The organism is Roseomonas rosulenta (assembly GCF_016106005.1).
Taxonomy (GTDB): domain Bacteria; phylum Pseudomonadota; class Alphaproteobacteria; order Acetobacterales; family Acetobacteraceae; genus Neoroseomonas; species Neoroseomonas rosulenta.
Map to the genome: position 1 here is coordinate 1 of NZ_JACADR010000037.1, position 26,656 is coordinate 26,656.

The window sequence follows — 26,656 nt, forward strand, 5'->3', positions numbered from 1 at the left end:
GGTGCTGCCGAGACCGGAGCTCAGGCGTGTGCTCTTCCGACCTCCCATCCGGCGTGGGCGCGAGCGGTCGGCCCCAGATCCAGTCGCAACCCGCCGGCGGACAGCGGAGCGGGGGCCAGGGTTTCCAGGGCATGGGCCAGGGCGGACAGGTCCAGGCCGCCTCGCAGCGCGGTGCGAGCAGCCGCCAGTCCGCCGGCGCCCACGCAGCCAGCCGCCCCGCCGGCGGCGGTGGCGGGCGTGCCGGAGGTGGCGGTGGCGGTGGCCGCGGAGGCAGGAGGTGAGCGCGATGCGTAGAACCATTCTTGCGGCGGGCCTCGCGGTCGCCGCCTGCCTCGGACCCGCCGTGGCGCAGACGCCGGCGGCGCCCGCAGCGCCCTCTGCCGAGGCCCCGCCGCCCCGGCCCCGCCAGCCCGTGCCGCCACAGCGCTTCGCAACGCCGGAGCAGGGTTTCGAAGCCCTTGCCCAGGCCGCGCGACGTCAGGATGTGCCCGGACTGGTGCGCGTGCTCGGAGAGGGGGCGCTGCCCCTGATCCGCACGGGGGACCGCGCCTCGGACGCCGCGGCGGTGGCGCGCTTCGCCGCCGCCTACGATGCGCGGCATGCGGTGCTGCGGCCCGCTCCGGAGCGCGCCATCGTCGAGGTGGGCGAGGATCGATACCCCTTCCCGGTTCCTATGGTCCGTCGCGGTGAGGGCTGGCGCTTCGATCCCGCCCAGGGCGCCGATGAAATCGTGACGCGGCGCATCGGCCGGAACGAACTCGATACGATCCAGACGCTGCTCGCCATCGTCGACGCGCAGGACGACTACGCCCGCAGCGCCGGGCGGCAGGGCGCGTTCATGGCCTATGCCCGGAGGTTCTTCTCGACCCCCGGCCAGCGCGACGGCCTGTTCTGGGCAACCACGGAGGACGAACCGCCGAGCCCCCTCGGTCCCTTCGTCGCCGCCGCGAGCGCCGGCGGATACGCGCCGGCGCGGCCCGGCGACGCGCCGCGGCCGCTCAACGGCTACCTGTTCCGCATCCTCGAGGCGCAGGGCCCCTCGGCGCCGGGCGGCGCGATGGACTTCGTGGTGAACGGCCGGATGATCGGCGGCTTCGGCGTCATCGCCTGGCCGCTGCAATACGGCCGCTCCGGCATCAAGACCTTCATCGTCAGCCATCGTGGCGAGGTCTTCGAACGGGACTTCGGGCCGGACACGGCGCGGACCGTGGCGCGCATCACAGCCTACGACCCAGGCACGGGCTGGGCGCGCGTGCCGAACTGACGACGCCGCGCGTGACCGGACGGCGCGCGGGATGAGCGCGACGGACACCGTGCCGACGGGCCTCTCGCAGGCTTGCGCCTCCGTCGGGCTGACGCGCGGGATGTCGCATGCCGTCCGCCCGCAAGGCCTTGGCATTGCCGCGGCGCTGTTCGGCGCACCCAAGGCCATCAGGTTGAGGTCTTCGAGGCGCAGGATGACGTGCGCCGCTGCTGGCCATGCCGGAGCCTGACCAGGTGGAGGCGATCATGGTGGTGCCCGGGCCGCCGCTGATGGTGGGTTTCGCGGTCCTGGCGGCGCGGGTCCTTGGTCCCCGAACGGTCCGGATGACGGCGGCCGGTCGCGCCCCCCGGCCCCCGGCAATGCCACTGACGCCACCACGACCGCGAACGGCGCCGAAGGCCGGCCACCGAGCGCACGGGCACCATCCGTGGTTGCCCTCGCGACAGCGTGACCTGTAAGGATGGGTAGGGTCGCAATCAGGCAGGGGCAAATCGTACTGAGGTCGGCGGCCAATCTCCTCGTGGGCGTTCTGCTGGTCGGCTGTGCCCTGCCGCCCAATACGGCCATGCGTGATTGGGCGCGTCTCGCGAGCGTTCTCGCGGACCACCCGAGCGCCGCGCAGGCTCCCGCGCCCGCCGTGCGCGACGGGTTGATTGCGCAGCAGGAAGCGCTCGCTGTCTATCTCTATGCCCTCTCGGTCCTTGCGCAGGAGGAAAGCATGCTGACCTTCCGCAGCGAGGCTTTCGCCCCGCTGGTGCCGCGCGCCGCATCGGCCGACGCCGCCGCTGGAGCCGCGGTCGCGGAGATCGGCCGCCTGCTGGCCGCTGCCCGGGCGGCCAATCTCGAACCAGGCGCGCGCGCCCGCAGCGCCGGGTCGCCGACGGTCATCGAGGACCTGCGCCTGCGGCCGCTGATCCGCGCCGCCGATCCGCCGGTGCAGGTGCTGGTCGGCACGCTGTCGCGCGGCATGGCCGCATTGCCGGGATCGGAGCAGGACACCTACCGCCAGCTGCTGGCGACGATCGGGGAGGGCCACGCCTTGCTGAAGGCCCGCGCGTCCAACATCCGGCAGCGCGAGGTCGAGCGCGAGATCCATGCCCAGGAGGACCGATTGCGCCGCCTGATGTTGCTCCTCGCGCCCGATCCTGCGGTGGGGCTGCAGCCTGGCGCGGCCGGGACGGTCGGCGCCGTGGTGCAGCCATGATGCGTCGCATATTGATTGCCGCCCTGGCGGCGCTGCCGGCCGCCTGCAGCGCGCCCGACTACACCCCGGTGCGCGAGTGGTCGCGCACCGCCAGCCTCGCCGTCGATTTCCCCGCCGGGCGCCTGCCGCCGCCGGTCTCGGAGGATGTGCGCGAGGGTGCGCTGGCGATGCGCGAGGCGCTGGCCACCTACCTCGCCGCGCTCGGGCGCATGGCCGATGATGGCGTGCTGCCGTATCCGGAAAACCCCTTCGTCGATCTGGCGAAGCAGGCCGGGCGCGCCGGAACCGGCGGGGAGCAGCCGGTCGCCGACCTCGGCGCCTTCCTGCGGCGGGCGACCCGGCAGAACTGGCAGGCGCCGCAGTTGCGCAGCGCCATCGGCGTCACCGATCCGTCCGTGCAGGCACTGGTCCAGGCCCTGACGGCAGCGATCGGTCGCAATGCCGATCCGAACGAGCCGCCCGCCATCGCGATAGCGCGTGCGCAATACTCGGCCATCATCGTGCGCATCGGCGAAGACCACGCGCTGCTCAACGCGCGCGCATCCGACCTCACCGACGAGGATGTGGTGGAACTGATCCGCGCCGCGGAGGATCGGCTGCGCCGTGCCATGCTCGCCCTACCGCGGCCGGCCATCCCTGCCGCCGGGCCGGCGCCGTGATCTGGGTGCGGTGGCTGGCACGCGGCATGGCCGTCGCCGCAATGCCGGGCCTGCCCGCGTTGGCTGTGGCGCAGCCGACCGGGGAGCGCGTCGAGGCGATCCTTGAGCGCATCGATGCCATCCGCGACCAGATCCGAATACGGCCCGGCGGCGTGCTCGGCATCATGGGCTACAACATGTCGCCCGACGGGTCGGCCAATGCGCTGCAGATCAACCGCAGCACGGTGAGCGCGAATGACGGCGGATCGACATTCACCCTCAGCCAGTTCGGCTTCGGCTTCACCTGGAGCGACAGCTTCCCGCTGTTCACCGAGGCCTATGTCGGCACCGCGCGCTACGATCCGCGCGCGGTCTTCACCAACCTCGGCACGCGGCGCAGTCCGCTGCGGTGGAACAACATCGCCGCGACGCTCGGCGTCGGCTACGATATCCGAATCGGCGAATACCTGTGGCTGCGGCCGATCCTGAATGTCTCGGGCGGCTATGCGGCGTCCGACGCGTCGCTGTTCGGGCAGTTCATCAACTACCGCACGGACCGCGACATCTCAGCGCTGACCGACCAGCACGTGAATGTCTGGGGCATCGGCGGGTCGCTGATGCTCGCCTACTACGATTACCGGCCGGAACGGGACATCGATGTCGAACTCCGCTACACGCAGATCCAGCTGCAGACCTTCGGCGACACCATCCGCGCGGCGCGCGGCAACTCCACAGCGCAAACCGCCAGCCTCTGGACGCGCTACCGCTGGCCGACGGGCTGGGAGGCCTTCGGGCGGCCGGTGCGCTGGGTGCTGGACGGGTCCTTCTCCTATTACCTGGGCGACCAGGCGGACATCATGGGCTTCACCTGGGCGGCCAAGGTCGGCGGCGGCATCGAGGTCGACGTTGGCCGCTACGAGGTCGGCGCCCTCGGCATCAACCTGTCGCGCATCCGGCTGGTGGCGCGCTACTTCATCGGCGACAACAACATCACCGGCACATCGGTTGGCATCGGCATGAGCTTCTGAGCGTCATCTGCCTTCCGACGTTCGGCGCCGCGGCGCACCGTCGCGACACATCCCGGCCCGATGTGCTCGATACCGCCGCAGACGCGTATCCGGTCGAGATGCTCCGCGGCTAAGCCCCCCAGCCCAGCCGGGCTTCCGGGACGGCCTCCGCGGTCCGTGGCCGCAGTCGGGACGTTGCTGCTGTCGCCAGACCAGGCGATTGCGGCGGACCACCGCGTGTTGTGGAAGATCGCATCATCACAACGGACGTGTCTCAACCATGCGCCGACGAAAGGCGTGCCATGCCTGACGATAAGCCATCGGTTCGTGTGCTGCACCTGAAGCCCGCTGCCACAGCGGGCGCGACGCCGGCAGCAGCACCGGTCGCAGCGACGCCGGAGCGCAACTCCGGCGTGGCGCACCGATCGCATGACGAGCACGAGGCGGTAGGCAAGGCGCTGCGCGAGACCGTGCCGCGCAGTGCATCTGGCAAATGGAAGAAGCCGGCCGACCGCGTCGATCCCATCGAGTTGCTGGAGGCCTACGACGCCGAGCGCCTGCCGGAGTTGGTGCCGATCCGCCGGGATGGATGCTCGCCTCGCCCTTCGCCTTCCATCGCAGCTCGGCTGGGCTGATGGCTGCCGACTGGCGAGGATGCCGAGCCCGGGCCTGCGCGTGCAGGCCTGCTGCGATTGCTACCTGATGAACCTCGGCGGCCTCGCCACGCCGGAGCGCAGCGGCATCTGCGACATGAACGATCTCGACGAGACGCTGCCGGCGCCCTTCGAATGAGACGTGAAGCGCCTCGCCGCCTCCTTCATACTGGCCGCACGATCGCTTGGCTTCTCTGACGCCAAGGGTCGCCGAGGACGTCGCCTCACCCCTCCCGCACCACCGCGCCGTCGAGGAAAAGCGCCACCGCCTCCTCCGCGAGGCTGGCGATCTCGCCCGGCTCGAGCGGATCGCGCACGCCGAGCAGCAAGCGGATCTGCGCCGAGCCCAGCACCATGCCATACAGCATCCGAGCCGCCACCGTGGGGCTCGAGAAGCGCAGCCGCCCCGCGGCCGCCTCAGCCGTGAGCCGCCGTTCGAGCGCGCTCGAACCCCGGCTTGTCAGCACGCGATGTGTCACTTCAGCGAGTTCCGGGGAGCAATGCCGCTCGCCGATCACCAGGCGATAGATGCCGATCTGCTGCGCCGCCAGGAGGTGCCTCGCCGCCGCGGCCAGGATCCCCGTGAGGGCGCGCCGCAGGTCGGGTTCGCGCTCAAGCTCGGTGTCGAGCGCGACCGGCACGAGCGTCGCGGCGATCGTCCCCTCGAAGAGCGCGGCCTTGGACGGGAACACCTGGTACAGCGTGCGCTTCGACATGCCCGCCGCGCGTGCCACCTCGTCCATGCTGGCGGCGGCATAGCCGTCGCGCAGGAACACGCTTGCGGCAGCCTCGCATAGACGCCGACGGCGCGCGCCGTCGGTCGGCACGGCGCGCGGACCGGTTCGCGAATCCGGCGCGCAGCCCGGGCGGTCGAGCACCTCACTCACGCCCGATCACTCCGCCGGGACGTGCAGGGCAGCGGCCGGGGCAGGCGCCGCCTCGTCCTTCCGCCGCGCACCGAACAGGCGCAGCACCAGGACGAAGAAGAGCGGCACGAAGATCACGGCGAGCACCGTGCCCGAAACGACGCCGCCGACCACGCCGATGCCGATCGCGTTCTGTGCGCCCGAGCCCGCCCCGCTCGCGATGGCGAGCGGCACGACGCCGAGCGTGAAGGCAAGCGAGGTCATGACGATCGGCCGCAGCCGCTGCCGTGCCGCCTCGGTGGCCGCCTCGGCCAGGGAGAGGCCCCGGTCGAAACCCTCGCGCGCGAATTCCACGATCAGGATGGCGTTCTTGGCCGTCAGCCCGATCGTGGCCAGCAGGCCCACCTGGAAATACACGTCGTTCGACAGGCCCTTGAACAGGGTGGCGAGCACCGCCCCCAGCACGCCCAGCGGCACCGCCAGCATCACGGCCGTCGGGATCGACCAGCTTTCGTAGAGCGCCGCCAGGCACAGGAATACCACCAGCAGCGACAATGCGTAGAGCGCCGGCGCCTGTCCCGAGGATTGCCGTTCCTGGAAGGAGATGCCGCTCCACTCGAAAGCGAAGCCGGGGGGCAGCTGCGCCGCGAGCCGCTCCATCTCCGCCATGGCCTCGCCGGTTGTGTAGCCGGCGGCGGGCAGGCCCTGGATCTCGCGCGAGGCGATGCCGTTGAAGCGCTCCAGCCGCGGCGAGCCGAACTCCCACACGGTGCGGCCGAAGGCGGAGAAGGGCACCATCTGACCCTGCGCGTTGCGCACGAACCACTTGTCGAGGTCGCCGGGCACCATGCGCGCCTCGGGCTGGCCCTGCATGTAGACCCGCTTGACGCGCCCGCGATCCATGAAGTCGTTGACGTAGGTCGATCCCCAGGCGGTCGACAGCGTGGCATTCACCTCGGTGACCGACAGGCCCAGCGCGCTGGCGCGTTCCCAGTCCACGATCAGGCGGAACTGCGCCTCGTCGTTCAGCCCGTTCGCCCGCACCCGCGTCAGCACCGGGCTGGCCGCAGCCAGGGAGAGCAGCTGGTCGCGCGCCGCGATCAGCGCCGCATGGCCCTGCCCCCCGCGGTCCAGCAGCTGGAAGGTGAAGCCGGTGGCATTGCCGAGCTCGCGCACCGCAGGCGGCGAGGATGCGATGATCAGCGCATCCTGATACCGCCCGAAGCGCTCATTGATCCGCGCCGTCAGGGCCTGGACACTGTCCTGCGGGCGGCCCCGAACGTCCCAGTCGCGGAGCGTGATGAAGCCGAGCCCGGAATTCTGCCCGCGGCCGCCGAAGCTGAAGCCGTTGATCGCGAACAGGTTGTCGACGACGGCGTTCTCCTCCTCGCGCAGGTAGCGGCCCAGTTCGTCCAGGGCGCGCTGGGTGCGGTCGGCGGTGGCGCCCGGCGGGGCGGTCACCTGCACGAAGGCGATGCCCTGGTCCTCGTTGGGCAGGAAGCCGCCGGGCACGCGCAGGAAGCCGTAGCCGAGCGCGCCCAGCAGCAGGGCATAGAGCGCCAGCATCCGCGCAGGCCGCCGCAGGCTGCCGCCCACGAGGCCGACATAGCCGCGCGTCATGCGCTCGAAGCCACGGTTGAACCAGCCGAAGAAGCCGCGCTTGCCCTGGTCCGGCTTGTGCGGCCGCAGCAGCGTGGCGCAGAGCACCGGGGTGAAGAAGATCGCGACCAGCACCGACAGGCCCATGGCCGTGGCGACCGTCACGGAGAACTGCCGGTAGATCACGCCGACCGATCCGCCGAAGAAGGCCATCGGCAGGAACACCGCCGAAAGCACGAGGCCGATGCCCACCAGCGCGCCGGTGATCTGGTCCATCGAGCGTCGCGTCGCCTCGAGCGGGGAGAGATGCTCCTCCGCCATCACGCGCTCGACGTTCTCGACCACCACGATGGCGTCGTCCACCAGCAGGCCGATTGCCAGCACCAGGCCGAACATGGTCAGTGTGTTGATGCTGAAGCCGAGCGCGCTCAGCACGGCGAATGTCCCCAGCAGCACCACCGGGATCGCCAGGGTCGGGATCAGCGTGGCGCGGAAGTTCTGCAGGAACAGGAACATCACGACGAACACCAGGACCACCGCCTCGAGCAGCGTCTTGATCACCGCCGTGATCGAGCGCTGCACGAAGGGCGTGGTGTCCTGCAGGTAGACGACCTCGAGCCCCGGCGGGAAGCTCGGGCGCAGGCGGTCGATCGTGGCGCGCACCGCGGCCGCGGTGTCGAGCGCATTTGCCCCGCTCGCGAGGCGGATGCCGATGCCGCTCGAGGGCCGGCCGTCCAGCAGCGTGGTGATCGAATAGTTCTCGCCGCCGATCTCGATGCGCGCGACGTCCCGCAGGCGGACCTGCGCGCCATCGGAGCGCACGCGGATCAGGATGGCGCCGAAATCATCCACGGTCTGCAGGTAGGACGGACCGATGATGGTGGCGTTCAGCTGCTGGCCCGGCACAGCCGGCAATGCGCCCATCTCGCCGCTCGAGACCTGCACGTTCTGGGCGCGAACGGCCGCCGCGACGTCGGACGGCGTGAGCCCGAAATTCACCAACTTCGCCGGGTCCAGCCAGATGCGCATGGCGAATTGCGCGCCGAAGACCTGGTAGTCGCCGACGCCGGGGGTGCGGCTGATCGGATCCTGGACGTTCGAGACAAGGAAATCGGAGATGTCGATCCGTTCCATCCGGCCGTCGGTCGACACGAAGCCCACCACCAGCAGGAAGTTCCCGGAGGACTTCACGACGCGGATGCCCTGTTGCTGCACCGTCAGCGGCAGGCGGGGAACCGCCAGCTGCACGCGGTTCTGCACCTGCACCTGCGCGGTGTCGGCATTGGTGCCGGGCGCGAAGGTCAGCTGGATGCGCGCCGCCCCGTCCTTGGTGGTCTGGGAGTCGAAATACAGCAGGTTGTCGATGCCGCTCAGCTGCTGCTCGATCACCTGCACCACGGTGGTCTGGACCGTCTCGGCCGAGGCGCCTGGGAAGTTGACGTTGATCGAGATGGCGGGCGGGGCGATCGCCGGATACTGCGCGACGGGCATGCCGCGCAGGGCGAGCAGGCCGGCCAGCATGATGCCGATGGCGATCACCCAGGCGAAGACCGGGCGATCGATGAAGAAGCGGGCCATGGCGGGGGCCTAGCTGCCGGCGACGGGGCGTTCGCGCGCCTGCACCCGGGCGCCGGGGCGGATGCGCTGCAGCCCCTCGATCACCACGCGCTCGCCGGCCGCCACACCCTCGGTCACCAGCCAGTCGTTGCCCACGGTGCGGCTCGCGCGCAGCACGCGCTGCTCCACCACGCTTTCCCCGTTCACCACGTAGGCCATGGGCTCGCCGCGCGGCGTGCGCAGCACGGCGCGCTGCGGCACCAGGATGGCGCGGTCGGTCACACCTTCCTCGACGCGCGCGCGCACGAACATGCCCGGCAGCAGAAGCTGTTCGGGGTTGGGGAACACGGCCCGCAGCGTGACCGAGCCCGTGCCCTGGTCCACGATCACCTCGGAGAACTGCACTTCGCCGGCATGGGGGTATTCGGAGCCATCCTCCAGGAGCAGGCGCGCCACCGCGCGGTCGGCCGAGGGACGGCGCAGCGCGCCGCTCTCCACGTCGCGCCGCTGCTGCAGCAGCACCGCGCTCGGCTGCGTGAGGTCGACCAGGATCGGGTCGAGCTGCGTGACGGTGACGAGCGCGGTGGGCTGGTTGGCGGTGACCAGAGCGCCGGGCGTCACACTCGTGCGGCCGGTGCGCCCGGAGATCGGCGAGGCCACGCGGGTGTAGCCGAGGTCGATCCGGGCGGTCTCGAGCGCGGCCCGGCTGGAGATGACGTCCGCCTGGGCCTGGCGCAGCGTGGCCTCGGCATTCTCGAGGTTCTGCTCGCTCACCGCCTGCACACGCGCCAGCGTGCGCAGACGGTTGGCGGTGCTCGACGCCACGCGCTCGGCGGCCTCGATGCGCGTCAGCGCCGCCTCGGCGCGGCGGACCGCGGCCTCGAAGGGCGCGGGGTCGATCTGGAACAGCGGCTGGCCGGCGACGACCGCCTCCCCCTCGGTAAACAAGCGTTCCCGCAGGACCCCGCCCACCTGGGGCCGCACCTCGGCCGCGCGGGCCGGCGCGGTGCGTCCCGGCAGCACCGAAGTCACCGGTATTTCCTGGCGCTCCAGCGTCACCACGGTCACCGAGACGGGCGCCGGCGGGGCGGTGTTCGCGGCGGCGCGCATCGGCGATTCATCGCAGCCGACGGAGGCGAACAGCAGGAAGCCCAGCGCCAGAAGCCGCGGGGGCCTGGCGGACGAAGCGTGGCTTCCGCGCAGCAGTGCGCGCGCGGGTGCGGCGGACTTTCTTGTCATGGAGCCTCGTTTCGACACGGATGGGTTTGGGACTGGCGGGATACTGGTGAGTTTCCTCCAGACTTCAACCGCGCGGACCGGGCCATCCGGCGAAGAAAAATCGGCCCCCAGCAATCATTTGCTCATGTTCTGGGCAGTTCCTGCCGCATCCGGATCGCCGACGACATGTTCGTGTGCAGCGCGGGCGAAGCCCGCCGAGACCGGCGTGGCGCCCCGGCGGGCAGGGTCCGAGCGGCGACACGCACCGCAGGGCCATGCAGGTCCTTGTGGCGGCCCGCCATGCGGGACGGCCTCACTCCAGCCGGGCATCATGCCCGTATCGAACCACGCGCACCGCCTCGAGGGTGACCAGCGCGCTGCCCAGCATCGGGTGCAGCGCCTCGATCAGCGCCTCGACCTTCGCCTCCTCGTCGACCAGTTCGATCACCAGCGGCAGGTCCTCGGACAGGCGCAGGATCTTGGAGGTGTGCAGCCGGCTCGACCGGCCGTAGCCCATCGGGCCGCGCAGCACGGTCGCCCCCGCGAGCCCCATCGCCCGCGCCTTGAGCACGATCGCCTCGTGCAGCGGTCGGCCACCATACGCGTCGCTCTCGCCGATGAAGATCCGCAGCAGGCTGGCAGGGGTCGTGTCCGTGGTCATGCTCATGTCCCCCGAAGGCGGTTCATGCGTTGCGCGAGGCGGTGACCGAGCCAGACCGCCAACAGCCAGGTCGCGGCCGAGAGCACCACATAGCCTGCGGCGAGGCCCCAGAGCCCGACCTCGAACAGCCGGATGCTCTCCAGGCTGAAGACCGAGAAGGTGGTGAAGCCCCCGCAGAAGCCGCCCATCACGCCCTGGCGCATGGCGGGCGTCGCCAAGACGCGGCCATCGGGCTCGGTGAGCGTGGCGTAGAGGCCGATCAGGAAGGAACCCGCGACGTTCACCCCGAGCGTGCCCCAGGGGAAGCCCGGGCCGAGCAGCGCCAGCGCGGCCTGAGCGCAGAGATGGCGCGCCACCGAGCCGACCGCGCCGCCAAGCGCGATGGCGAGGTAGAGGCGGGTGCGCGGCGTCATCCGCTCAGCCCCCGAAGATGCGCAGCCCGGCCTGGTGGCCGGCGAAGGCAGCGCCGAGGCACAGGCCGAGCGAGGCGATGACGTTCAGCGCCGCCCGCCCGCCCTCCCCGGTGCGCGCGAGCGCCAGGGTCTGCAGGCTGAAGGATGAGACGGTGGTGTAGCTGCCGAGCACGCCGGTCACGAGCAGCAGCCAGGTCGCGCGCCAGGGTTCGGCCACGCCCTCCGGTGTCAGGAGGCGCGCGGCGAGCAGGCCGATGACCACCGCACCGCTCACGTTCACCACCAGCGTTCCCCAGGGGAAGGTCTCGCCCACGCGACGGGCGACCACGCCCGACATCCAGAAGCGTGCGCAGGCGCCGAGCGCGCCGCCGGCGGTGACGAGCACCAGGTCGATCATGCGATGTCGTCCATGCCCGGATCCGCCGGAGCTTCCGCCCGCCGGGCATGTCGGAGCCCGCAGCAGGAGACTAGGGCAGCCTCCGGTCAAGGGGAACCGCGGGGCGCTTCCGCCGACCTGGCATGACCTGCGCCGGCACGCACGTGGTCCAGCGCGGAAGAGGTGCTCCGCCCTGCTGCGGCGCGCGGCTCACGGCCGCGGCTGGTGGGCACGGAAGCAGCACCTCTCGGAACAGCAACAGTCATGCCGATGCGGACCACGGTAGCGCTTGTGCTGCGTGTGGATGTCCGCTGCCCAGGGTGGCAACCGGAGCCCCCGGAAACCGCCCCGAAATATACATTGACCCGCCCATTCGCGAACGCGCAGCATCATGAAGTTCACGGACCCGAGAGCGCCCTGTCCGGACGTCGCGGACAGGTGGCCGCGTCCCAGGTACTGGGACGTCAGCCTCATCTCCGCGGGGTCTTGCCGAAGCCCGGGTCGCTGGAGATCGACCGATGCTGAGGACGATTGGCGAGCACGCGGCCGCCGGTGTTCGTCGCTACCGCGATCCCGATTCCTTCGCGGCCGCGCTGCTCGGCGGCGAGGTCGAGTATCTCCCGATGCCCGGACAACCTTTCGATGCAACGCTGCGCGTGCTGCAGGTCGGCGATGTCGTGATGCAGCACGCGGCGGATTCGGCGCATGTCACGCGTGCGGCGATCCAACCTGGCCTGTCTGCGGTTATCGTCCCGTTGCATTGCAGCGGCCGGATGCCAGTCACGAACGGGACAACAATCGGCGCGCAGGACGCGATACTGGTGCCTGGCGGCATGGAGTTCATCGTGGCCTGTCCGGACCCCCAGGTGTGGGGGTCCTTCGCCCTGCCGACGGCGATGGCGGAGGAACTCGCCGATCTCAGCCGCGACCGACATCGTGATGCTATGCCCGGCGTGCTCGACATGACACCCGAAATCTTCGGAGAACTCTCGGCTGCATTCGATGCGGCGGGGCGGCTGGCCCATGAGGCCCCGAGCGCGCTCATCGCGCCGGGTTGTGCGGAAGGGCTCGCAGCATCGTTGAAGGAACTGGTGGCATCGGCCCTGGCGCCCGGCCTCGGAACCGAGCCGCGCGGGCGCGCCGTGCGCGAGGCGATGCGGGTGGTGCGCGCCGCGGATGAGTACCTGCGCCACAACATCTCTCACCCAATCTATCGGGACGACCTGTGCGGGGCGATCGGCGTCTCGCGCCGCAAGCTCCACGACGCCTTCGTCTCGGTCGTCGGCATGACCCCGCCGGCCTACCTCAAGCTTCGCCGCCTGGTGCTGGCGCGCCGGGCGCTGCGCGCGGGCAACGACGGCGAACGCCTCGTGAAGTCGGTCGCGCTGTCGCACGGCTTCTGGCACCTGGGCCATTTCTCCAAGGACTACCGCGAGCTGTTCGGCGAGCTGCCGTCGCAGACGGCTGCGGCGACGCATCCCAGCTGACGGCCCCCTGCCGCAAGATTGCCCATTTCGGATAGCGTCGGGTGCATTCGCACGAGACCGTCAGCAGGCATCATGGTAGCGTTGAACCAAGGCACAGCCGCGGCTGGCGGCGTTCCAGGAGAACACGCATGGCCTCGACGTCCAGGACAGGATTTGCGGTGCTGGCGGCGGCCGCGATGGTGCTGGCCACAGCCGCGGGCGCTCCGGCGCAGGAGGTCCGTGGCACGCCCGGCGCGCCGAGCGCGGTGATGACGCCACAGGGCCTGCAACTGCCCGCCCCCACGCCGCCCTTCACCGGCGCGATCCTGCCCAACGCCATCGACAGCGCGCCGGCCTGGCCACCGCAGACCATGCCGCCGGAACGCGCGCCGAACGTGCTGCTGATCCTGACCGACGATGTCGGCTATGCCGCGCCGTCCACCTTCGGCGGAGTGATCCCGACCCCCACACTCGACAGCGTCGCCCAGAACGGCCTGCGCTACACCACCTTCCACACCACCGCGCTGTGCTCGCCCACGCGCGCTGCGCTGCTCACTGGGCGCAACCACCACCAGGTCGGCTTCGGCAACGTCTCCGAACTGTCGAGCGGCTATCCCGGCTACAATTCCATCGTCCCGCCCGAGACCGCGACGATCGGGCGCATCCTGCAGCAGAACGGCTACGCCACCGCCTGGTTCGGCAAGAACCACAACGTCCCGCCCTGGGAAGCCAGCAGCGCCGGCCCCTTCACCAACTGGCCCTCCGGCATGGGCTTCGACTATTTCTACGGCTTCGTCGGCGGCGACACGTCGCAGTGGCAGCCGGGCAACCTGTTCCGCAACACCACGCCGATCCATCCCTATCTCGGCACGCCACCGGCCAGCTGGAATCTCATCACGGCGATGGCAGACGACGCCATCACCTATATTCGCACCCAGACCGAGATCGCGCCCAACCGCCCCTGGTTCATCCACTACGCGCCCGGCGGCACGCATGCGCCGCATCATCCGACACAGGAATGGGTCCAGCGCATCGAGGCGATGAACCTCTTCAACGACGGCTGGGAGCGCCTGCGCGAACGCATCTTCGAGAACCAAAAGCGCATGGGCGTCATCCCGGCCAATGCGGTGCTGCCGCCCTGGCCCGATTTCCTGCCGCGCTGGGACAGCCTGAGCGACGCCGAGAAGCGGCTCTTCATCCGCCAGGTCACGGTCTATGCCGCCTACCTCGCCTATACCGACGCCGAGATCGGTCGCGTCATCGCCGAGGTCGAGCGGCTCGGCCAGCGCGACAACACGCTGATCATCTACATCAGCGGCGACAACGGCAGCAGCGCCGAGGGCTCGCTCAACGGCACGCCGAACGAGGTGATGTACTTCAACGGCGTCGCCCTCACAGCCGAGCAGCAGATGCCCTTCATCCCGGTCTGGGGCACCGACCGCACGTACAACCACATGGCGGTGCCGTGGACCTGGGCCTTCAGCACACCCTATCGCTGGACCAAGCAGGTCGCCTCGCATTTCGGCGGGACCCGCAACGGCATGGCGGTGTCCTGGCCCGCGCGCATCACCGACCGCGGCGGCATCCGCACGCAGTTCCACCATGTGATCGACATCGTGCCGACCATCCTCGACCTCGCCGGCATCCCGCAGCCGAACATGGTCAACGGCATCGCCCAGCGGCCGATGGACGGGGTCAGCATGGCCTACACGCTGCCGCGGGAGGCAGCACAGGCGCCCTCCACCCGCCGCACCCAGTATTTCGAGATCCTGGGCAACCGCGCCATCTACCATGATGGCTGGATCGCCAGCACCACGCCGCCCTCGACCCCCTGGGCCGGGGCAACCTCCCCGCTCCCGTCGGACGTGATGAACGGCTACCGTTGGGAACTCTATGACATGAGCGCGGACCCGACTCAGGTCCGCGACCTGGCGGCCGAACAGCCCGAGCGGCTGCGCAGGATGCAGGAACTCTTTGTCATGGAGGCCACGCGCAACCAGGTCTTCCCGCTGAACAACTCGATCGCGGCGATGATCTCGACGCGCCCGGGACCTGCGGCGGGGCGGCGTCAGTTCGTCTATACCGGCAGCTCCTGCTGCACGCAGTCGAATGCCGCGCCGAACATCCTCAACCGATCCTACCGGATCACGGCGGAGATCGAGGTGCCGCAGGGCGGCGCGAACGGCATGCTCGTAACCCAGGGCGGCCGCTTCGCCGGATGGGGCCTCTACCTGCGCGAGGGGAGGCCCGTGTTCACCATGAACATGCTCGACCTCGAGCGCGTGAAGTGGGAGGCGCCGGAGGCCCTGCCGCCCGGGCGCCACACGGTGGTGTTCGACTTCGCGCTCGATCCGCAGGGGCCGGCACCCTTCGCCCATGGCGGCACCGGCACGCTGTCCGTCAACGGCACGCAGGTCGCGCAGCGCAGTATGCCGCGGACCATCCCCTTCACCTTCGCGTGGGACGAGACCTTCGATGTCGGGCTCGACACCGGCACGCCGGTGGACGACCGCGACTACCAGGTGCCGTTCAACTTCACCGGACGGATCGGCCGGATCACCATCGACACCGGCGAGACGACGACGACGACCGAAGCGGTCATACGGTTCCTGGCCGCAATCCAGTCGCGGGCCCGCGATGCCGAACGGCCCGCGCCGGGCACGGCGCCGGCGGCGGCTCCCGCAGCGCCGGCGGCCCCGGCAGCGCCTGCGCCACAACGACGGAACTGATGCCGGCATTCCCGGGCGGTCCTGCCGCCCGGGGACCCTGATGCGACCCACACCACGCCGGAATGCCGGGCATAGGGCGCCCGGCAGGCGGCAACTGGAGGTTCGAAGCCATGGCAACGCGGCGTGATCTGGCGAGGACGGCGGCCGCAGCGGCGGCTCTTGCGGCCGTCATCTCTCCCGCGGCGGCTCAGACCCCCGCCGCGGCGGACGCCTCCGGCAATGCCGACTTCCTGTTCGTCCAGACCGCGCGGCGCATGAGCTTCGACCGCGCGGCCAACCGGCTGACCCTGCACGATGTCAGCCCGGTCACGCTGTTCTTCTCGGACCGCCCGGACCGTATTGCCGGCAACATGCGGACCGCAGCCTTCGTGCCGTTCTGGAGCCAGGGTCGCGACAGCTTCCTGTCCGATCCACCGAACGCGGACCTGTCGATCGTCGAGGGAGGCGAGCTCCGCCAGGTCGTGGTGGTGCTGCGCAACCCGGTGCTGGAGGGCGGCAACCTCGCCTACACCGTCCAGGTCCTGGCCGGCACGATGCCCGATGCCGGCGAGGAGGCCTCGGTCTTCATCGACATCATCGGCATGCCGCGCACGCCGGTATCCTTCGCCGGCGCTGCCCGCCGCGGCTATCGCCGCGCGTGGATGCGCTAGGGTCGGGAAGCGACAGGCACAAGAAAGACCGAACATGACAAAACATTCCGCGCGCAACCTCACCGCAGTGGCCGCGGTGATTGCCATCGGCGCCTCCTCCGGCGCCGCGGCGCAGGACACCGGCCTCAGGCCGGGCTGGAGCTTCGAGATCGCGCCCTATGTCTGGCTGCCATCGGTCAGCGCGAACCTGCGCTACAACGTGCCGTCCAACTTCGGCGGGACAGCGGACGTCAAGGCCAATGCCGACGACTACTTCGCAAACCTGAACTCCGCCCTGGCCCTCGCCGGGACGGTCCGCTACGACCGCTTCTCGCTGATAACCGACATCATGTATGTCAGCGCCAGCGCGGGTTCGAGCCGCGTCCAATCCGTGAACCTCCTGGATGTGGGGCGCGACCCGATCTCCAGCACGGTGGACGCCAGCGGCAATTCGACCCTCAAGACAACGCTCTGGACGCTCGCCGGCGGCTATACTGTCGCGTCCGGCGCCTGGGGCAATGTCGATGTGCTGGCGGGCTTCCGCTACCTCGGCATCGACTCCACCACCGACTACAACGCGGCGGTCACGCTGGTCGGGCCGCGCGGTAATGCCGGGCCGACCTTCGGCGGCGCTGGGCGCCTGTCCGGCAGCGACAACATCTGGAACGGCATCATCGGCGTGCGCGGCCGCATCAACATCGCCCAGTCCGGCTTCTTCGTGCCTTACTACCTCGACATCGGCACGGGCGATTCGAACTTCACCTGGCAGACCTTCGCGGGCATCGGCTACCAGACCGGATGGGCCGGCGTGCAACTCGGCTGGCGGTACATGTCCTTCGACCAGGGCGGCAATCGGCTGGTGGAGAACATGACCATGAGCGGCGCCTACCTCGCGGTCAATTTCAGCTTCTGAGGGTGACGAAGGTAGCTGGCGTTCGTGCTGGCCCGGCGCGGGCGATCCCCGCGATCAAGGAACCCTGAGCGGTGATGCGCGCGAGCCGCGCGGTCGCAGCCTCGGCCGCGATCGAAGTGCCGACCGCCGGCGTGCTGGTGGTCGCCCCCGCCGTCTTCTCCCGCCTACTGTTCGGGGAAGAATTGTCCGGCGCGGCCGAGGCGCTTGGCCGACTCGCCGGCATATCGCTGCTCGCGCTCGCGCTTGCGTGCTGGCCGCGCGACGCGTCGCCACGACAGCCCGCGCAGCCTCTCCTCGCCCTTCTGACCTTCAGCGTCCTATGTGCCCTGTTCCTCGCCCATGTCGGGATCGGCGGCGAGAAGGCAGGCGTGCTTCTCTGGCCGGCGGCTGGGATGCACCTGGCCCTCGCCGGACTGCTCGCCTGGTCGTCGCTCGCCGAGCGTCGCCGGGAGGCCACTGACTGATGGCGCTGCGGGCGCGCAGCCCTGCTGGCGCAGCATGTCCGGCGACGCGGGCGGCCGATCGCTGTTGCAGGACCTAACCATGGGCGGCGTGTATCGCGCGGCGCCTTTCCGCGTCGGGGACGATAGCGTCGGGCCATATCGGAGCATGCTGGCCGCGACGCATGGCGACATGGTCTGATGGCTGTCTGATGCAGGCAGGGACAGCACCGCGTGGCGCGTGACCAGAGGCCATGCCCGACAGCATCGGCTCGCGGCGTGCTCGTGGGCCTGTGCCTCGCCGTGGCCATTGCCATGCCCTTCCTGCTGGCGGCGCTGCTGAACGGCGGCGCGCTGGTCCGTGCGCGCGAAAGCGCCCGCGCTGGTTTCGTCGGCACCACCACCTGTGCCGGCTGCCACGCCGCCGAGACCGCCGCCTGGCGCGACAGCGACCACGCCCGCGCCATGGCCGCGGCGACCCCGGCGAGCGTGCTCGGCGACTTCTCTGGCAACAGCGTGACCGATGGCCGCCACACCGCGACCTTCCGGCGCGACGGCGACCGCTTCGTGATCCGTACCGATGGCCCGGGAGGCGCGGTCGCGGATTTCCAGGTCAGCGAGACCTTCGGCGCGGATCCCCTGCAGCAATACCTGGTGCTGTTCCCCGATGGCCGCCGCCAGCCCCTGCCCTGGGCCTGGGACAGCCGGCCGCGGGAACAGGGCGGCCAGCGCTGGTTCCACCTGATGGCGCAGGAGCCGCTGCAGGCCGGCGATCCGCTGCATTGGACCGGACGCGACCAGACCTGGAACTTCATGTGCGCGTCCTGCCATTCGACGGGCCTGCAGCGCGGCTACGACGCGACCACGGACCGCTACGACACCACATGGACCGAGATCAGCGTCGGCTGCGAATCCTGCCATGGGCCCGGCGCCGCGCACGTCGCCTGGGCGCAGGCCGGTGCGCGCGCCGATGTCGCGCATCGTGGCTTGTCCGTCCCGCTGCGCGATTCCTCCGGCGGCGCCTGGCGCTTCGCGGCCGATGATCCGCGGGGCATCGCCACCTGGCATGGCCCACCCCGCCAGGCGACCGCCGCGCAGGTCGAAACCTGTGCCCCGTGTCATTCGCGCGCCCGCCCGATCGTGGCCGACCCGCTGCCCGGTTCGCGCTTCCTCGACACCCATGCGCCGCTGCTGCTGGTGCGCGGCGAGTATCACGCCGACGGCCAGATCCAGGGCGAGGTCTTCGAGTGGGGATCCTTCGTGCAGAGCCGCATGCAGCGTGCCGGCGTGGTCTGCGCCGACTGCCACGACCCGCACAGCGGCCGGCTGCGCGCCGAGGGCAACGCAGTCTGCGCGCAATGCCACCTGCCGGCGCGCTTCGACACGGCCGCGCACCACCACCACGCGCCCGGCACGCCGGGCGCGCAATGCGTGTCCTGCCACATGCCCGCAGTGACCTACATGGGCGTGGATCGCCGGCGCGACCATGCATTCAGCATCCCGCGGCCCGATGTGGCGGCCGCGGTGGGCGCGCCGGACACCTGCACGTCCTGCCACGCCGGCGAGACGCAGGGCTGGGCGGCGGCACGATTGGCATCCTGGCATGGCGCACCACGCGGAGAACCGCATCCGGCACTGGCGATCCATGCTGGGCGCACCGCTGCGCGCGGCGCGGACCAGGCACTGTCGCGCCTCGCGCTCGACCGGACACAGCCTGCCATCCTGCGCGCCACGGCGCTGTCGCTGCTGCCCAGCTCATCGACGCGGCCTGTGGGCGAGGCGGTGGGCGGGACGCTGTTCGACCCCGAGCCCCTGGTGCGCGCGGCGGCGCTGCGGGCGCTCGATGGCCTGCCGCCGCAGAACCGTGTGCATGCAACGCGCCTTCTGGCCGACGAGGTGCGCCTGGTGCGCATCGAGGCGGCGCGCGCGCTGGCAGCGGTGCCGCTCGACGCCATGCCGGAGGCGACGCGCCCGGCTTTCGCCCGCGCCTGGGAGGAATTGCTGGCGAGCGAACGCGTCGCGGCGGAACGGCCGGAGGCGCATGTGAACATCGCCGGGCTTCTTGTGCAGCGTCGCGACCAGGCAGGCGCCGAGGCGGCCTTTCGCGCGGCGCTGGCGCGCGACCCCGCCTTCCTGCCGGCGCTCGTCAACCAGGCAGCCTTCGAGGAGGCACGCGGCCGGCCCGAAGTGGCGGAGGCGCTGCTGCGCCGTGCGGTCTCGGCCCATGCGGCCGATGGCGAACCGGTCTATGCGCTTGCGCTCCTGCAGGTCCGCCGGGGCCGGATCGTCGAGGCGACGGCGACACTCGAAGCGGCGGCACGGCTCGCGCCCGACCAGCCGCGCTTCGCCTATACCCACGCGCTCGCCCTGTATCGCCTGGGTCGGGTGGACGATGCGCTTGCCGTGCTTTCGCGGCATCCACGGCACCGCGAGAGCCTGATCGCGGCTGCCACCTTCGAGCGTGACCGCGGTAGGCTCGTCGAGGCCGGTAGGCACGCGCGGGCCGCGCTCGCGATGGATCCCTATGACCGCGAAGCCGCCGCGATCCTGACCGAGATCGCGAGACCTGCGCCGCGCTGACGAATCGTTCTGTCGTAACGCTCTCAGGCGATCGCGCGCGTGGCGGGTTGCGTTGAAGCGTCGTGCACGGAATACCCGATGACCATCATCGGAAGGGCCATGCAGCGTGAGCGCAACCCCGGCCGCAGACCTCGCCCGAACGAGCGCAGCGCGCTACTGCGAGTCCGGGACCACGTCGCCGATGGCGTCCGCAAGATCGTGTTGTTCCCTGCGAGCGAAATGGCACGGGCGCAGCGTCTCGTGACGACCGACACGCCGCTGGTGATCGTCGAGCACGTAGTCTGACCTTCATCATCGCAACCGCCGCTTTGTCATCTGCACCGCAGCGGCGCCGCGGCAAGGCCTGCCATCGACGCGCTAACGCTCCGCAGTGTCGCGCGCAGGCTGATGTTGGATGTTTGGTCCCGGCATTTCGTGGTGACGAATCGCCGCGAAGCGGCGAGGTTCTGCGGCCAATGACCGACGAATGAATTCTTGGGGCGTGAGGCCCTTCAGGGTCCTGAGGCGCCGCGCGTGGTTCTGGGCATCGAGGAACAGGGCGAGGTGCCGGTCGTGTCCCGTTACGTGGAGTAGGAGCGCCCGGGTCTCCTGAGCGGGTGTGACCCATTGAGCATGCTGGCCGCACCAGCGAAGCCGCAGCGACACGGCGCGCGCCGCCGGGGCGACAAGCGCGTTCGTGCGGCTAAGGCTGATCGGCCAGTTGATGGATCGGCATCGCGTTGGGTATCATTACTTACTTGCACGCACCTTTGGTGTGCGAGGGTCTGCCACAATGACTGCTTCGGATCTTGAGGTGACGCGTCGCGGTTCGCTGACGGCTCAAGGGCAGGAGAACTTCCGTGCAGGCTGAAGTTTGCTTCCCGCCACCGAAGCCGCAGCTTACGTGGCGCGTCGGCGTCACCGGCCACCGGGCACTCGACGACGGTGAGATCCTTGCCGTCGCATCCGCGGTCACCGAGGTCCTCGTGCTGGTGCGCCGGACGCTCGATGAGTTGGCAGCCGCCTCCGACGTCACGTCGGTCTACGCCCTCGCAGCAGCCAGACCGCGGCTCAGTGTCATCTCACCCTTGGCTGACGGTACGGACCGCCTGGTGGCAAGCCAGGCCGTTCAGCACGGCTACCGACTCGATGTCGTCCTGCCCTTCGAGCGGGAGGCCTATGTCCGGACCTTCGACAGCCAGGACGCGGGCACATTCGAGGCGCTGCTCGACAGCGCGCGGTCGGGCGCCAACGGAGACCGCATCCTGACGCTCGACGGATCGGCAGATACGCATCGTCGCGAAAGCTACCGGGCCATCGGACGCTACATCGTCAGGAATTGCGATCTCCTGATCGCCGTATGGGATGGCGAGCCTGCCGCCGGCGAGGGGGGAACCGCAGATGTCGTCGATGCCGCCCTGGCTGCCGGGCTGCCGGTGTGGTGGATCGATCCGGCGCGCCCGGCGACGGCCCGGCTCCTTGGTCAGGCACAGGCACCGTCAACGGCGCCTCAGGCCGCGCTTGTGCATCTCATCCAAAGGGCCATCCGGCCCGTGGAAACCGCAAGGCCGCATGCGCACGGTTCGCTCGGGTGGCTCGCACAGAGCCTGGATCGGGCGCTCGGCCTGACGGGTACGCCACTTGAGGACTATCTCCGCGAGACCGCGCCCGGTCCATCGCGCCTGCGGGGCGTCTACGCCGCCTTTCTGCGACGCATCGCACCCACGCCGCCCTATGAAGAGCGTGGCGTCCCGCAACCCGATGGACCGGTTGAGGCCTGGTGGGAAGATCACCACGCCAAGGCGGCACTGCTCTCCAAGACCTATGGCGACCGCTACAGGTCCTCCTACGTCGCCGTGTTCTTCCTTGCCGGCCTGGTGCTGATCTCAGCGGCCATCGGGTTCGTGGTCCCGCCTGGCGCGCATATTCTCGTGGCAAGTGTGGAACTCGCCGCGCTTTCGGCCATCGCGCTGCTGGTCGGCGCGAATCATCTCTATCGCTGGCAGGACCGATGGATCACCTATCGCTTCCTGGCCGAACTCTGCCGCAAGCAGAGGGTACTGGCGCCACTGGGCTGGACGCTGCCGATCGGCGATGTGACACGCATACTGTCGCCTGACGACGGCAGGATTTCCACCACGCATACCGCGCCGCGGCACGACGCCTGGGTTGCGTGGTACTTCTCCGCCATCCGCCGCGCCGCGCCGATGCCGTCGGGGAGCCTGGCGGGGCCGGCGCTCGAGCGTGTGCGCAGTGTCGGCCACGGCATGTTCCAGGACCAGCAGACGTACCATCGCCTCCGGCACCAACGCAGCGAGATGGCGAGCCGGCGCCTCGCGCACTGGGGCGACATGTTCTTCCTGCTGGCACTGGTCGGGGTCGTCCTGCGGATCCTGCTCGAAGTCATGCACGCGCCGGGTTGGGCCGGCACTGCCATTGCGCTCGCCTGCTTCGTGTCGCCGGCGGCCTCGGCCACCTTCCTTGGTATTCGCGCCTATGCCGAGTTCGAACTTCTGGCGCGGCAATCGGGGCGGATGCAGCAGGTCATGGCGGTCGCACTCGCCGAGCTCGAGGCGTTGCCCCTCGATGGCCCGCTCGCCTCGAATGCGCTGGGTGCGACCCTGGTCGGCACGACGACATCGATGCTGCTCGATATCGACGGTTGGGCACAGCTGTTCCAGGTCAAGGCAGTGGAAGCAGGCTGAGCGTCCCGCGGGTCATGCGGGGAACGCCAGATGCGCGGCAGACACCTCCCGCGCTGCGACGCTCGCGGCGATCTCGTGCAGGCGCGGCATGTCCTCAGGTGCGTCAAAGTGCTGGAACTGCCTGGCGTCGGCCGCGGTTATCGTGCCTTCGCGCGCCATCGCGTCGAAATCGAGGTCGTACCGGAGCAGGGTGAAGAGCGGCCCCTCGGCGATGCCGCCACCCTCCATCCTGCCGACTTCGGAATCGATGTCCGCCGGTGCCGGCGATCGGCCGAGGGCTTGCAGCACACGTAGGGTGAGCATTTCCCCATCCGTGACCGTGCTGCGCAGCGCGAAGATCGCCTGCATCAGCGGCAGCCGGAACGGTGCGCGCGCCAGCCAGGCGCCGGGTGCGGTGCGAAGGTGCGGCACCTCGGCGTCGCGCAGGCGGAACCGGCCGGTGCCGACCGAGACCAGCATCAGCCGCTCCGGCCCCACGGGCCAGCGCAACCCGAAGACCGGCAGGCGCGCCAGTTCGAGCAGGCGCAGCGCGGGATTGTTGTAGGGACTGACACCGCCATCGACGAACCGACCACGCTGCGCAGTGCCATCGAGGCGTGGGCCGAGCTCGAATTCAGCCGGCTCGAAGAACATCGGCGCCGCGGCCGAGGCGCGCACCAGGTTGCGCAGCGGAATGCGCGCATTGCCGTTGGCCCGGCCGTGGCGGTCGCGGTAGTGCGGCGCATCGGGCAGGTTGCTGATGACCCAGACGCTGCCGGTGTCGACGCGCTTCGTGACGATGGCGAGGCCGGTGCGTAGCGCAGGATCGCCTAGCAGGATGTCCGGCGCGTCCTCCGGCGTGCCCGGCGGCTGCAGCGAGGCGCGCAGCAGCCGTTCGAGCGGTTCGGCGCGGTAGCGGTTGGCCAGCAGCCAGCGCTGCCAGCGCGGCCGGAACACCTGCTCGGCGAAGCGCATGTACATCTCGATGATGGCATCGACACGCCACCCCAGGGCGAGGCCGGCGGCGATGATGGCGCCGGTGGAGGTGCCGCCGATCAGGTCGAAATGGTCGGCGAGGCATTCGTCGGTGCGATCGCCGCACAGCGCGCGCTCGATCCCGCACAGGAAGGCGAGGGAGACGATGCCGCGCGTGCCGCCGCCGTCGAGGGACAGGATGCGCTTCGGCCCGGGGCGGGAGAGGCGCCGGGCAAGGTTCATGCGCGCCCGGCCCGCCCGCCCGCGACGCGGACCGGCCGACGGTTGTTCACCTGCGGCCCCATTCCTTCTTCGCGGCGTCGATGAGCGCGGCAACTTTCTTTGCGCCGGGCTGGAACAGGATGTTCGTCGCGATGTGCGCCGCGAGCGCCCTGCCCGCCCTCGTATCGGACGGGTAGTGTAGGCCGAGCACCTCGCGGTTCCGTCCAATGCGCTCGGCCATGAGGTAGAGTGGTCCGTCTTCCCGCCGTTGCGGCACGATGCCGATCGGCATGACCCTTTCCAGCAGGTGCGCCAGGAGATGCGCCTGCGTCGCATGCCCGCTCGGAAAGGCGGCATGCCCCGGCGGGTCGATCGGGGGCATCAGGCTGCACGACAGGCGGGACGGACGCACACGGTTGAAATGGTCCTTCCAGTGCATCGCAATGAGGCTCGCGACGCGGAGCCCGACGATGCAGAGATAAACGGTCGCCGGATGGCTGCGCCGTCCGAAGGTCAGGATCCCGGAGAAGTACTGCAGGATCGCGTCCTTCTGCGCCATCGCCTCGGCCAGAACCGCGGGGCGATACTCGATGAGCGCCTCGAGCTCCCTGATCTCTTTCTTGATCTCGTCGGTGCCCGGGATCGCCTCTTCAGCAGGCCAGCACTGCCAAGCCGGTTTCGTGCTCTTGGCCATCGGCACCGTGAGCGCCTCGGCGAGCACCACGCTGGCCCAGTGCTCCGGCGCCCAGGCACGTTCCGGGAAGGCGCCCGACCGCGGCATAAAGGGCGTCTGGATCGGCAGCGGCGCCCAGCTGACCGCAGGCTTCACGGGCGGCCAGCGGTTCCCCTGCCACCATTGGGTCTTCCCGACCGTCTCGGTGGTTGGCGAGGGCGAGACGCCAATCGGGCGCCCGAGCTGCTTCTCGGCTGGCAGGACAATGCCGGACGCCTCTGATGCCTCCGACGCCTCCGACGCTTCGCGTGGTTCCACGGTGCCCGACATGGCCATTACTCCCATCCCTGAGTCGCCCCAATCGTTCCCGGCCGACCCAGGCGGCGGTCCCCCGAGGCGGGGGTATCAATGACCTGGGGCCAAGCGAGCGGCCCGGCGCGAACCCGGGAAGGCGCAGACCGGCGCTGACAGGCAGAATTATATGCACCGCGCCCGAGTTAGACGTATAAAATTCGGGCCATTCCCGGCGACGCGCCGGCAGCCTGCACTCGGGTCCGCCCTGTCCAGGCCGCCCGGGTATTTGGGAGGGACGCCACGAATGCCGACGCAGCCCCAGTCGCCGTTCGCACCCAAAGATCCGCTTCCGCTCGCCCTGTCGTGGCAATTGGCGGGGCAGACTTTCGTGAGCCAGGATCTGGCTGCCCGGATAAATCGCTTGAAGAACAGGCTCGGCCCGATCCTGGCCGCCCGATCCGACCTGCAGCCCGACGACACGTTCAGGATCATCATCGACGGAAACGAAATAAAGCCGCCGTCCATCCCGGGCAGTAAGGGCGCGTTCCCCGACTTCGAGATATTTGACCTCGGTGTCCTCGGCCCTGATGTGATCGCCGAGCTCGAGAAGTTCGCCAAGGACGAGAATGGTTCCGGCAGCGGCTTGCAGGTCTCGCTGACGTCGAGCCTTGGCATCTCCGCCGCCCGGGGCTGGTGTCCGAGCGAGGCCGGCTATCCTCATCTCGGCACGACCGGCCTCGCCCTTGCCCAGCTCGGCGCCGGGCACCTTTCGGGCCCGTCCGCGACTGGGCGGAAGACTTTTGTCGTCGTGGTCGACCAAGGCATCAACGCTCGCGTGCTGCGCAAGCGCGTCCCCAATGCCCGATTCGCCGGCGGGTGGTGGGTGCGCAAGCCCTGCTCGGCGGCGTGGACCAAGGCCGGGGCCTGGGCGGATGGACACGGGACGCGCATGGCCGAGGCCGTGCTCTCCGTCGCGCCAGAGGCGACGATCATCGACCTGCCGCTGCTGCCACCGCGGATCCGCGACCTCCGCGGCTTCCTGCCCTGGGCAGCCTGGGTCTACTGGTCGCTCGGATGGGTCATCGAGGAACTCCGCAGGACGCATCCGGGTTGGTCCTGCGTCATCTGTAACGCGTGGTCGGTCTACAATCTGCGGGACGACTTCCCCACCAGGTCGCCATGGAACTACGGCGCCAACCCGAAGAACGTGCTGAACCGACTGGTCGGCGACATCGCGCGCCGGGGCCTCGCCGATGTCGTCTTCGCTGCCGGCAATGGCGGGCAGTTCTGCCCAGACGCCCGCTGCGGGCCTGGCCAGATCGGCCCAGGCCGCAGCATTTATGGCGCCGCCGCAGTCGCCGACGTGCTGACGGTCGGTGCCGTGCGCAACGACCAGACCTGGCTCGGCTATTCCGCACAAGGACCGGCGCCGCGCCTCTTCGCCTCGGCCAAGCCGGACCTCGTCGCGCCGAGCCAATTCACCGCGCCCGCCGATGCGGCGCGCGGCTACGGCGGCACATCGGCGGCCTGCGCGCTCGCCGCGGGCGCCATCGCGGCGGCGCGCAGCGTGAGGCACGTCCGGCCTCTTACGCCGGCCGCCATGCGGGCCCGCGCCG

The 26,656-nt window shown here is 70.2% G+C and carries 24 protein-coding genes; 15 read left to right on the top strand and 9 right to left on the bottom strand.

Features of this window, described 5'->3' with window-relative positions; all coding sequences use genetic code 11:
- Positions 1–286: 286 nt before the first annotated feature.
- The 6 genes from HW578_RS07360 (at position 287) to HW578_RS07385 (ending at position 4,905) form a co-directional block, all read left to right on the top strand.
- Positions 287–1,264 carry a DUF2950 domain-containing protein gene (locus HW578_RS07360; protein WP_232478754.1) on the top strand — a complete coding sequence of 326 codons (978 nt, stop codon included), beginning with the start codon at positions 287–289 and terminating at the stop codon, positions 1,262–1,264.
- Positions 1,265–1,901: 637 nt separating this feature from the next.
- Positions 1,902–2,468, top strand: coding sequence for a hypothetical protein (locus HW578_RS07365; protein WP_198369901.1), 567 nt, complete (start codon positions 1,902–1,904; stop codon positions 2,466–2,468).
- Positions 2,465–3,127 (top strand): hypothetical protein, encoded by a 663-nt coding sequence (locus tag HW578_RS07370; RefSeq protein ID WP_198369902.1) that lies wholly within the window; start codon positions 2,465–2,467, stop codon positions 3,125–3,127. The genes HW578_RS07365 and HW578_RS07370 overlap by 4 nt, the downstream gene beginning before the upstream one ends.
- Positions 3,128–3,153: 26 nt before the next feature.
- Positions 3,154–4,134 carry a hypothetical protein gene (locus HW578_RS07375; protein ID WP_198369903.1) on the top strand — a complete coding sequence of 327 codons (981 nt, stop codon included), beginning with the start codon at positions 3,154–3,156 and terminating at the stop codon, positions 4,132–4,134.
- A 221-nt stretch (positions 4,135–4,355) separates the two neighbouring features.
- Entirely contained in the window at positions 4,356–4,748 is a 393-nt protein-coding gene (locus HW578_RS07380; RefSeq protein WP_232478755.1) for a hypothetical protein, read from the top strand.
- Positions 4,749–4,767: 19 nt separating this feature from the next.
- Positions 4,768–4,905, top strand: a complete 138-nt coding sequence (locus HW578_RS07385) for a DUF2252 family protein (protein ID WP_198369905.1) — start codon at positions 4,768–4,770, stop codon at positions 4,903–4,905.
- A gap of 85 nt (positions 4,906–4,990) precedes the next feature.
- Here the strand turns inward: HW578_RS07385 and HW578_RS07390 are convergent, their stop codons facing one another.
- From HW578_RS07390 to HW578_RS07420, 7 genes are all read right to left on the bottom strand, one after another.
- On the bottom strand, positions 4,991–5,653 hold the full coding sequence (locus HW578_RS07390) for a TetR/AcrR family transcriptional regulator (protein WP_369407843.1): 663 nt from the start codon (positions 5,651–5,653) through the stop codon (positions 4,991–4,993).
- Positions 5,654–5,659: 6 nt separating this feature from the next.
- Positions 5,660–8,809, bottom strand: a complete 3,150-nt coding sequence (locus tag HW578_RS07395) for an efflux RND transporter permease subunit (protein WP_198369907.1) — start codon at positions 8,807–8,809, stop codon at positions 5,660–5,662.
- Between the two features lie 9 nt (positions 8,810–8,818).
- Positions 8,819–10,027 carry an efflux RND transporter periplasmic adaptor subunit gene (locus tag HW578_RS07400; RefSeq protein ID WP_198369908.1) on the bottom strand — a complete coding sequence of 403 codons (1,209 nt, stop codon included), beginning with the start codon at positions 10,025–10,027 and terminating at the stop codon, positions 8,819–8,821.
- A gap of 292 nt (positions 10,028–10,319) precedes the next feature.
- A complete protein-coding gene (locus HW578_RS07405; RefSeq protein ID WP_198369909.1) occupies positions 10,320–10,667 on the bottom strand; it encodes a DUF190 domain-containing protein in 348 nt (115 codons plus the stop codon).
- 2 nt (positions 10,668–10,669) lie between these two features.
- Positions 10,670–11,080 (bottom strand): CrcB family protein, encoded by a 411-nt coding sequence (locus tag HW578_RS07410; RefSeq protein WP_198369910.1) that lies wholly within the window; start codon positions 11,078–11,080, stop codon positions 10,670–10,672.
- A gap of 4 nt (positions 11,081–11,084) precedes the next feature.
- Positions 11,085–11,477, bottom strand: coding sequence for a fluoride efflux transporter CrcB (gene crcB / locus HW578_RS07415; RefSeq protein ID WP_232478756.1), 393 nt, complete (start codon positions 11,475–11,477; stop codon positions 11,085–11,087).
- Between the two features lie 449 nt (positions 11,478–11,926).
- A complete protein-coding gene (locus tag HW578_RS07420; protein ID WP_198369911.1) occupies positions 11,927–12,145 on the bottom strand; it encodes a hypothetical protein in 219 nt (72 codons plus the stop codon).
- Here HW578_RS07420 and HW578_RS07425 point away from each other — a divergent pair.
- The 8 genes from HW578_RS07425 (at position 12,113) to HW578_RS07460 (ending at position 22,897) form a co-directional block, all read left to right on the top strand.
- On the top strand, positions 12,113–12,943 hold the full coding sequence (locus HW578_RS07425; protein ID WP_198369912.1) for a helix-turn-helix domain-containing protein: 831 nt from the start codon (positions 12,113–12,115) through the stop codon (positions 12,941–12,943). The two genes, HW578_RS07420 and HW578_RS07425, sit on opposite strands and share 33 nt — an antisense overlap.
- A 128-nt stretch (positions 12,944–13,071) precedes the next feature.
- The gene (locus tag HW578_RS07430) at positions 13,072–15,651 is read left to right on the top strand and encodes an arylsulfatase (protein WP_198369913.1); all 2,580 of its coding nucleotides are present in this window, start codon (positions 13,072–13,074) and stop codon (positions 15,649–15,651) included.
- A 110-nt stretch (positions 15,652–15,761) separates the two neighbouring features.
- Positions 15,762–16,301: a hypothetical protein gene (locus tag HW578_RS07435; RefSeq protein WP_198369914.1), complete on the top strand. Its 540-nt coding sequence runs from the start codon at positions 15,762–15,764 to the stop codon at positions 16,299–16,301.
- A gap of 34 nt (positions 16,302–16,335) precedes the next feature.
- Positions 16,336–17,193 (top strand): hypothetical protein, encoded by an 858-nt coding sequence (locus HW578_RS07440; protein ID WP_198369915.1) that lies wholly within the window; start codon positions 16,336–16,338, stop codon positions 17,191–17,193.
- 74 nt (positions 17,194–17,267) lie between these two features.
- Entirely contained in the window at positions 17,268–17,657 is a 390-nt protein-coding gene (locus HW578_RS07445; protein WP_198369916.1) for a hypothetical protein, read from the top strand.
- A 255-nt stretch (positions 17,658–17,912) separates the two neighbouring features.
- The gene (locus HW578_RS07450; RefSeq protein ID WP_198369917.1) at positions 17,913–20,213 is read left to right on the top strand and encodes a cytochrome c3 family protein; all 2,301 of its coding nucleotides are present in this window, start codon (positions 17,913–17,915) and stop codon (positions 20,211–20,213) included.
- A 78-nt stretch (positions 20,214–20,291) separates the two neighbouring features.
- Positions 20,292–20,498, top strand: a complete 207-nt coding sequence (locus HW578_RS07455; protein WP_198369918.1) for a hypothetical protein — start codon at positions 20,292–20,294, stop codon at positions 20,496–20,498.
- A gap of 554 nt (positions 20,499–21,052) precedes the next feature.
- Positions 21,053–22,897, top strand: coding sequence for a hypothetical protein (locus HW578_RS07460; protein WP_198369919.1), 1,845 nt, complete (start codon positions 21,053–21,055; stop codon positions 22,895–22,897).
- Positions 22,898–22,909: 12 nt separating this feature from the next.
- On the opposite strand, the gene HW578_RS07465 is transcribed toward HW578_RS07460, so the two are convergent.
- Positions 22,910–24,094: a patatin-like phospholipase family protein gene (locus HW578_RS07465; protein ID WP_198369920.1), complete on the bottom strand. Its 1,185-nt coding sequence runs from the start codon at positions 24,092–24,094 to the stop codon at positions 22,910–22,912.
- Positions 24,095–24,140: 46 nt separating this feature from the next.
- Positions 24,141–25,076 carry a phosphatase PAP2 family protein gene (locus tag HW578_RS07470; protein WP_198369921.1) on the bottom strand — a complete coding sequence of 312 codons (936 nt, stop codon included), beginning with the start codon at positions 25,074–25,076 and terminating at the stop codon, positions 24,141–24,143.
- Positions 25,077–25,344: 268 nt separating this feature from the next.
- Between HW578_RS07470 and HW578_RS07475 the strand changes: the two genes are divergently transcribed.
- On the top strand, positions 25,345–26,656 hold a 1,312-nt coding region (locus HW578_RS07475; RefSeq protein WP_198369922.1), incomplete at its 3' end, for a S8/S53 family peptidase.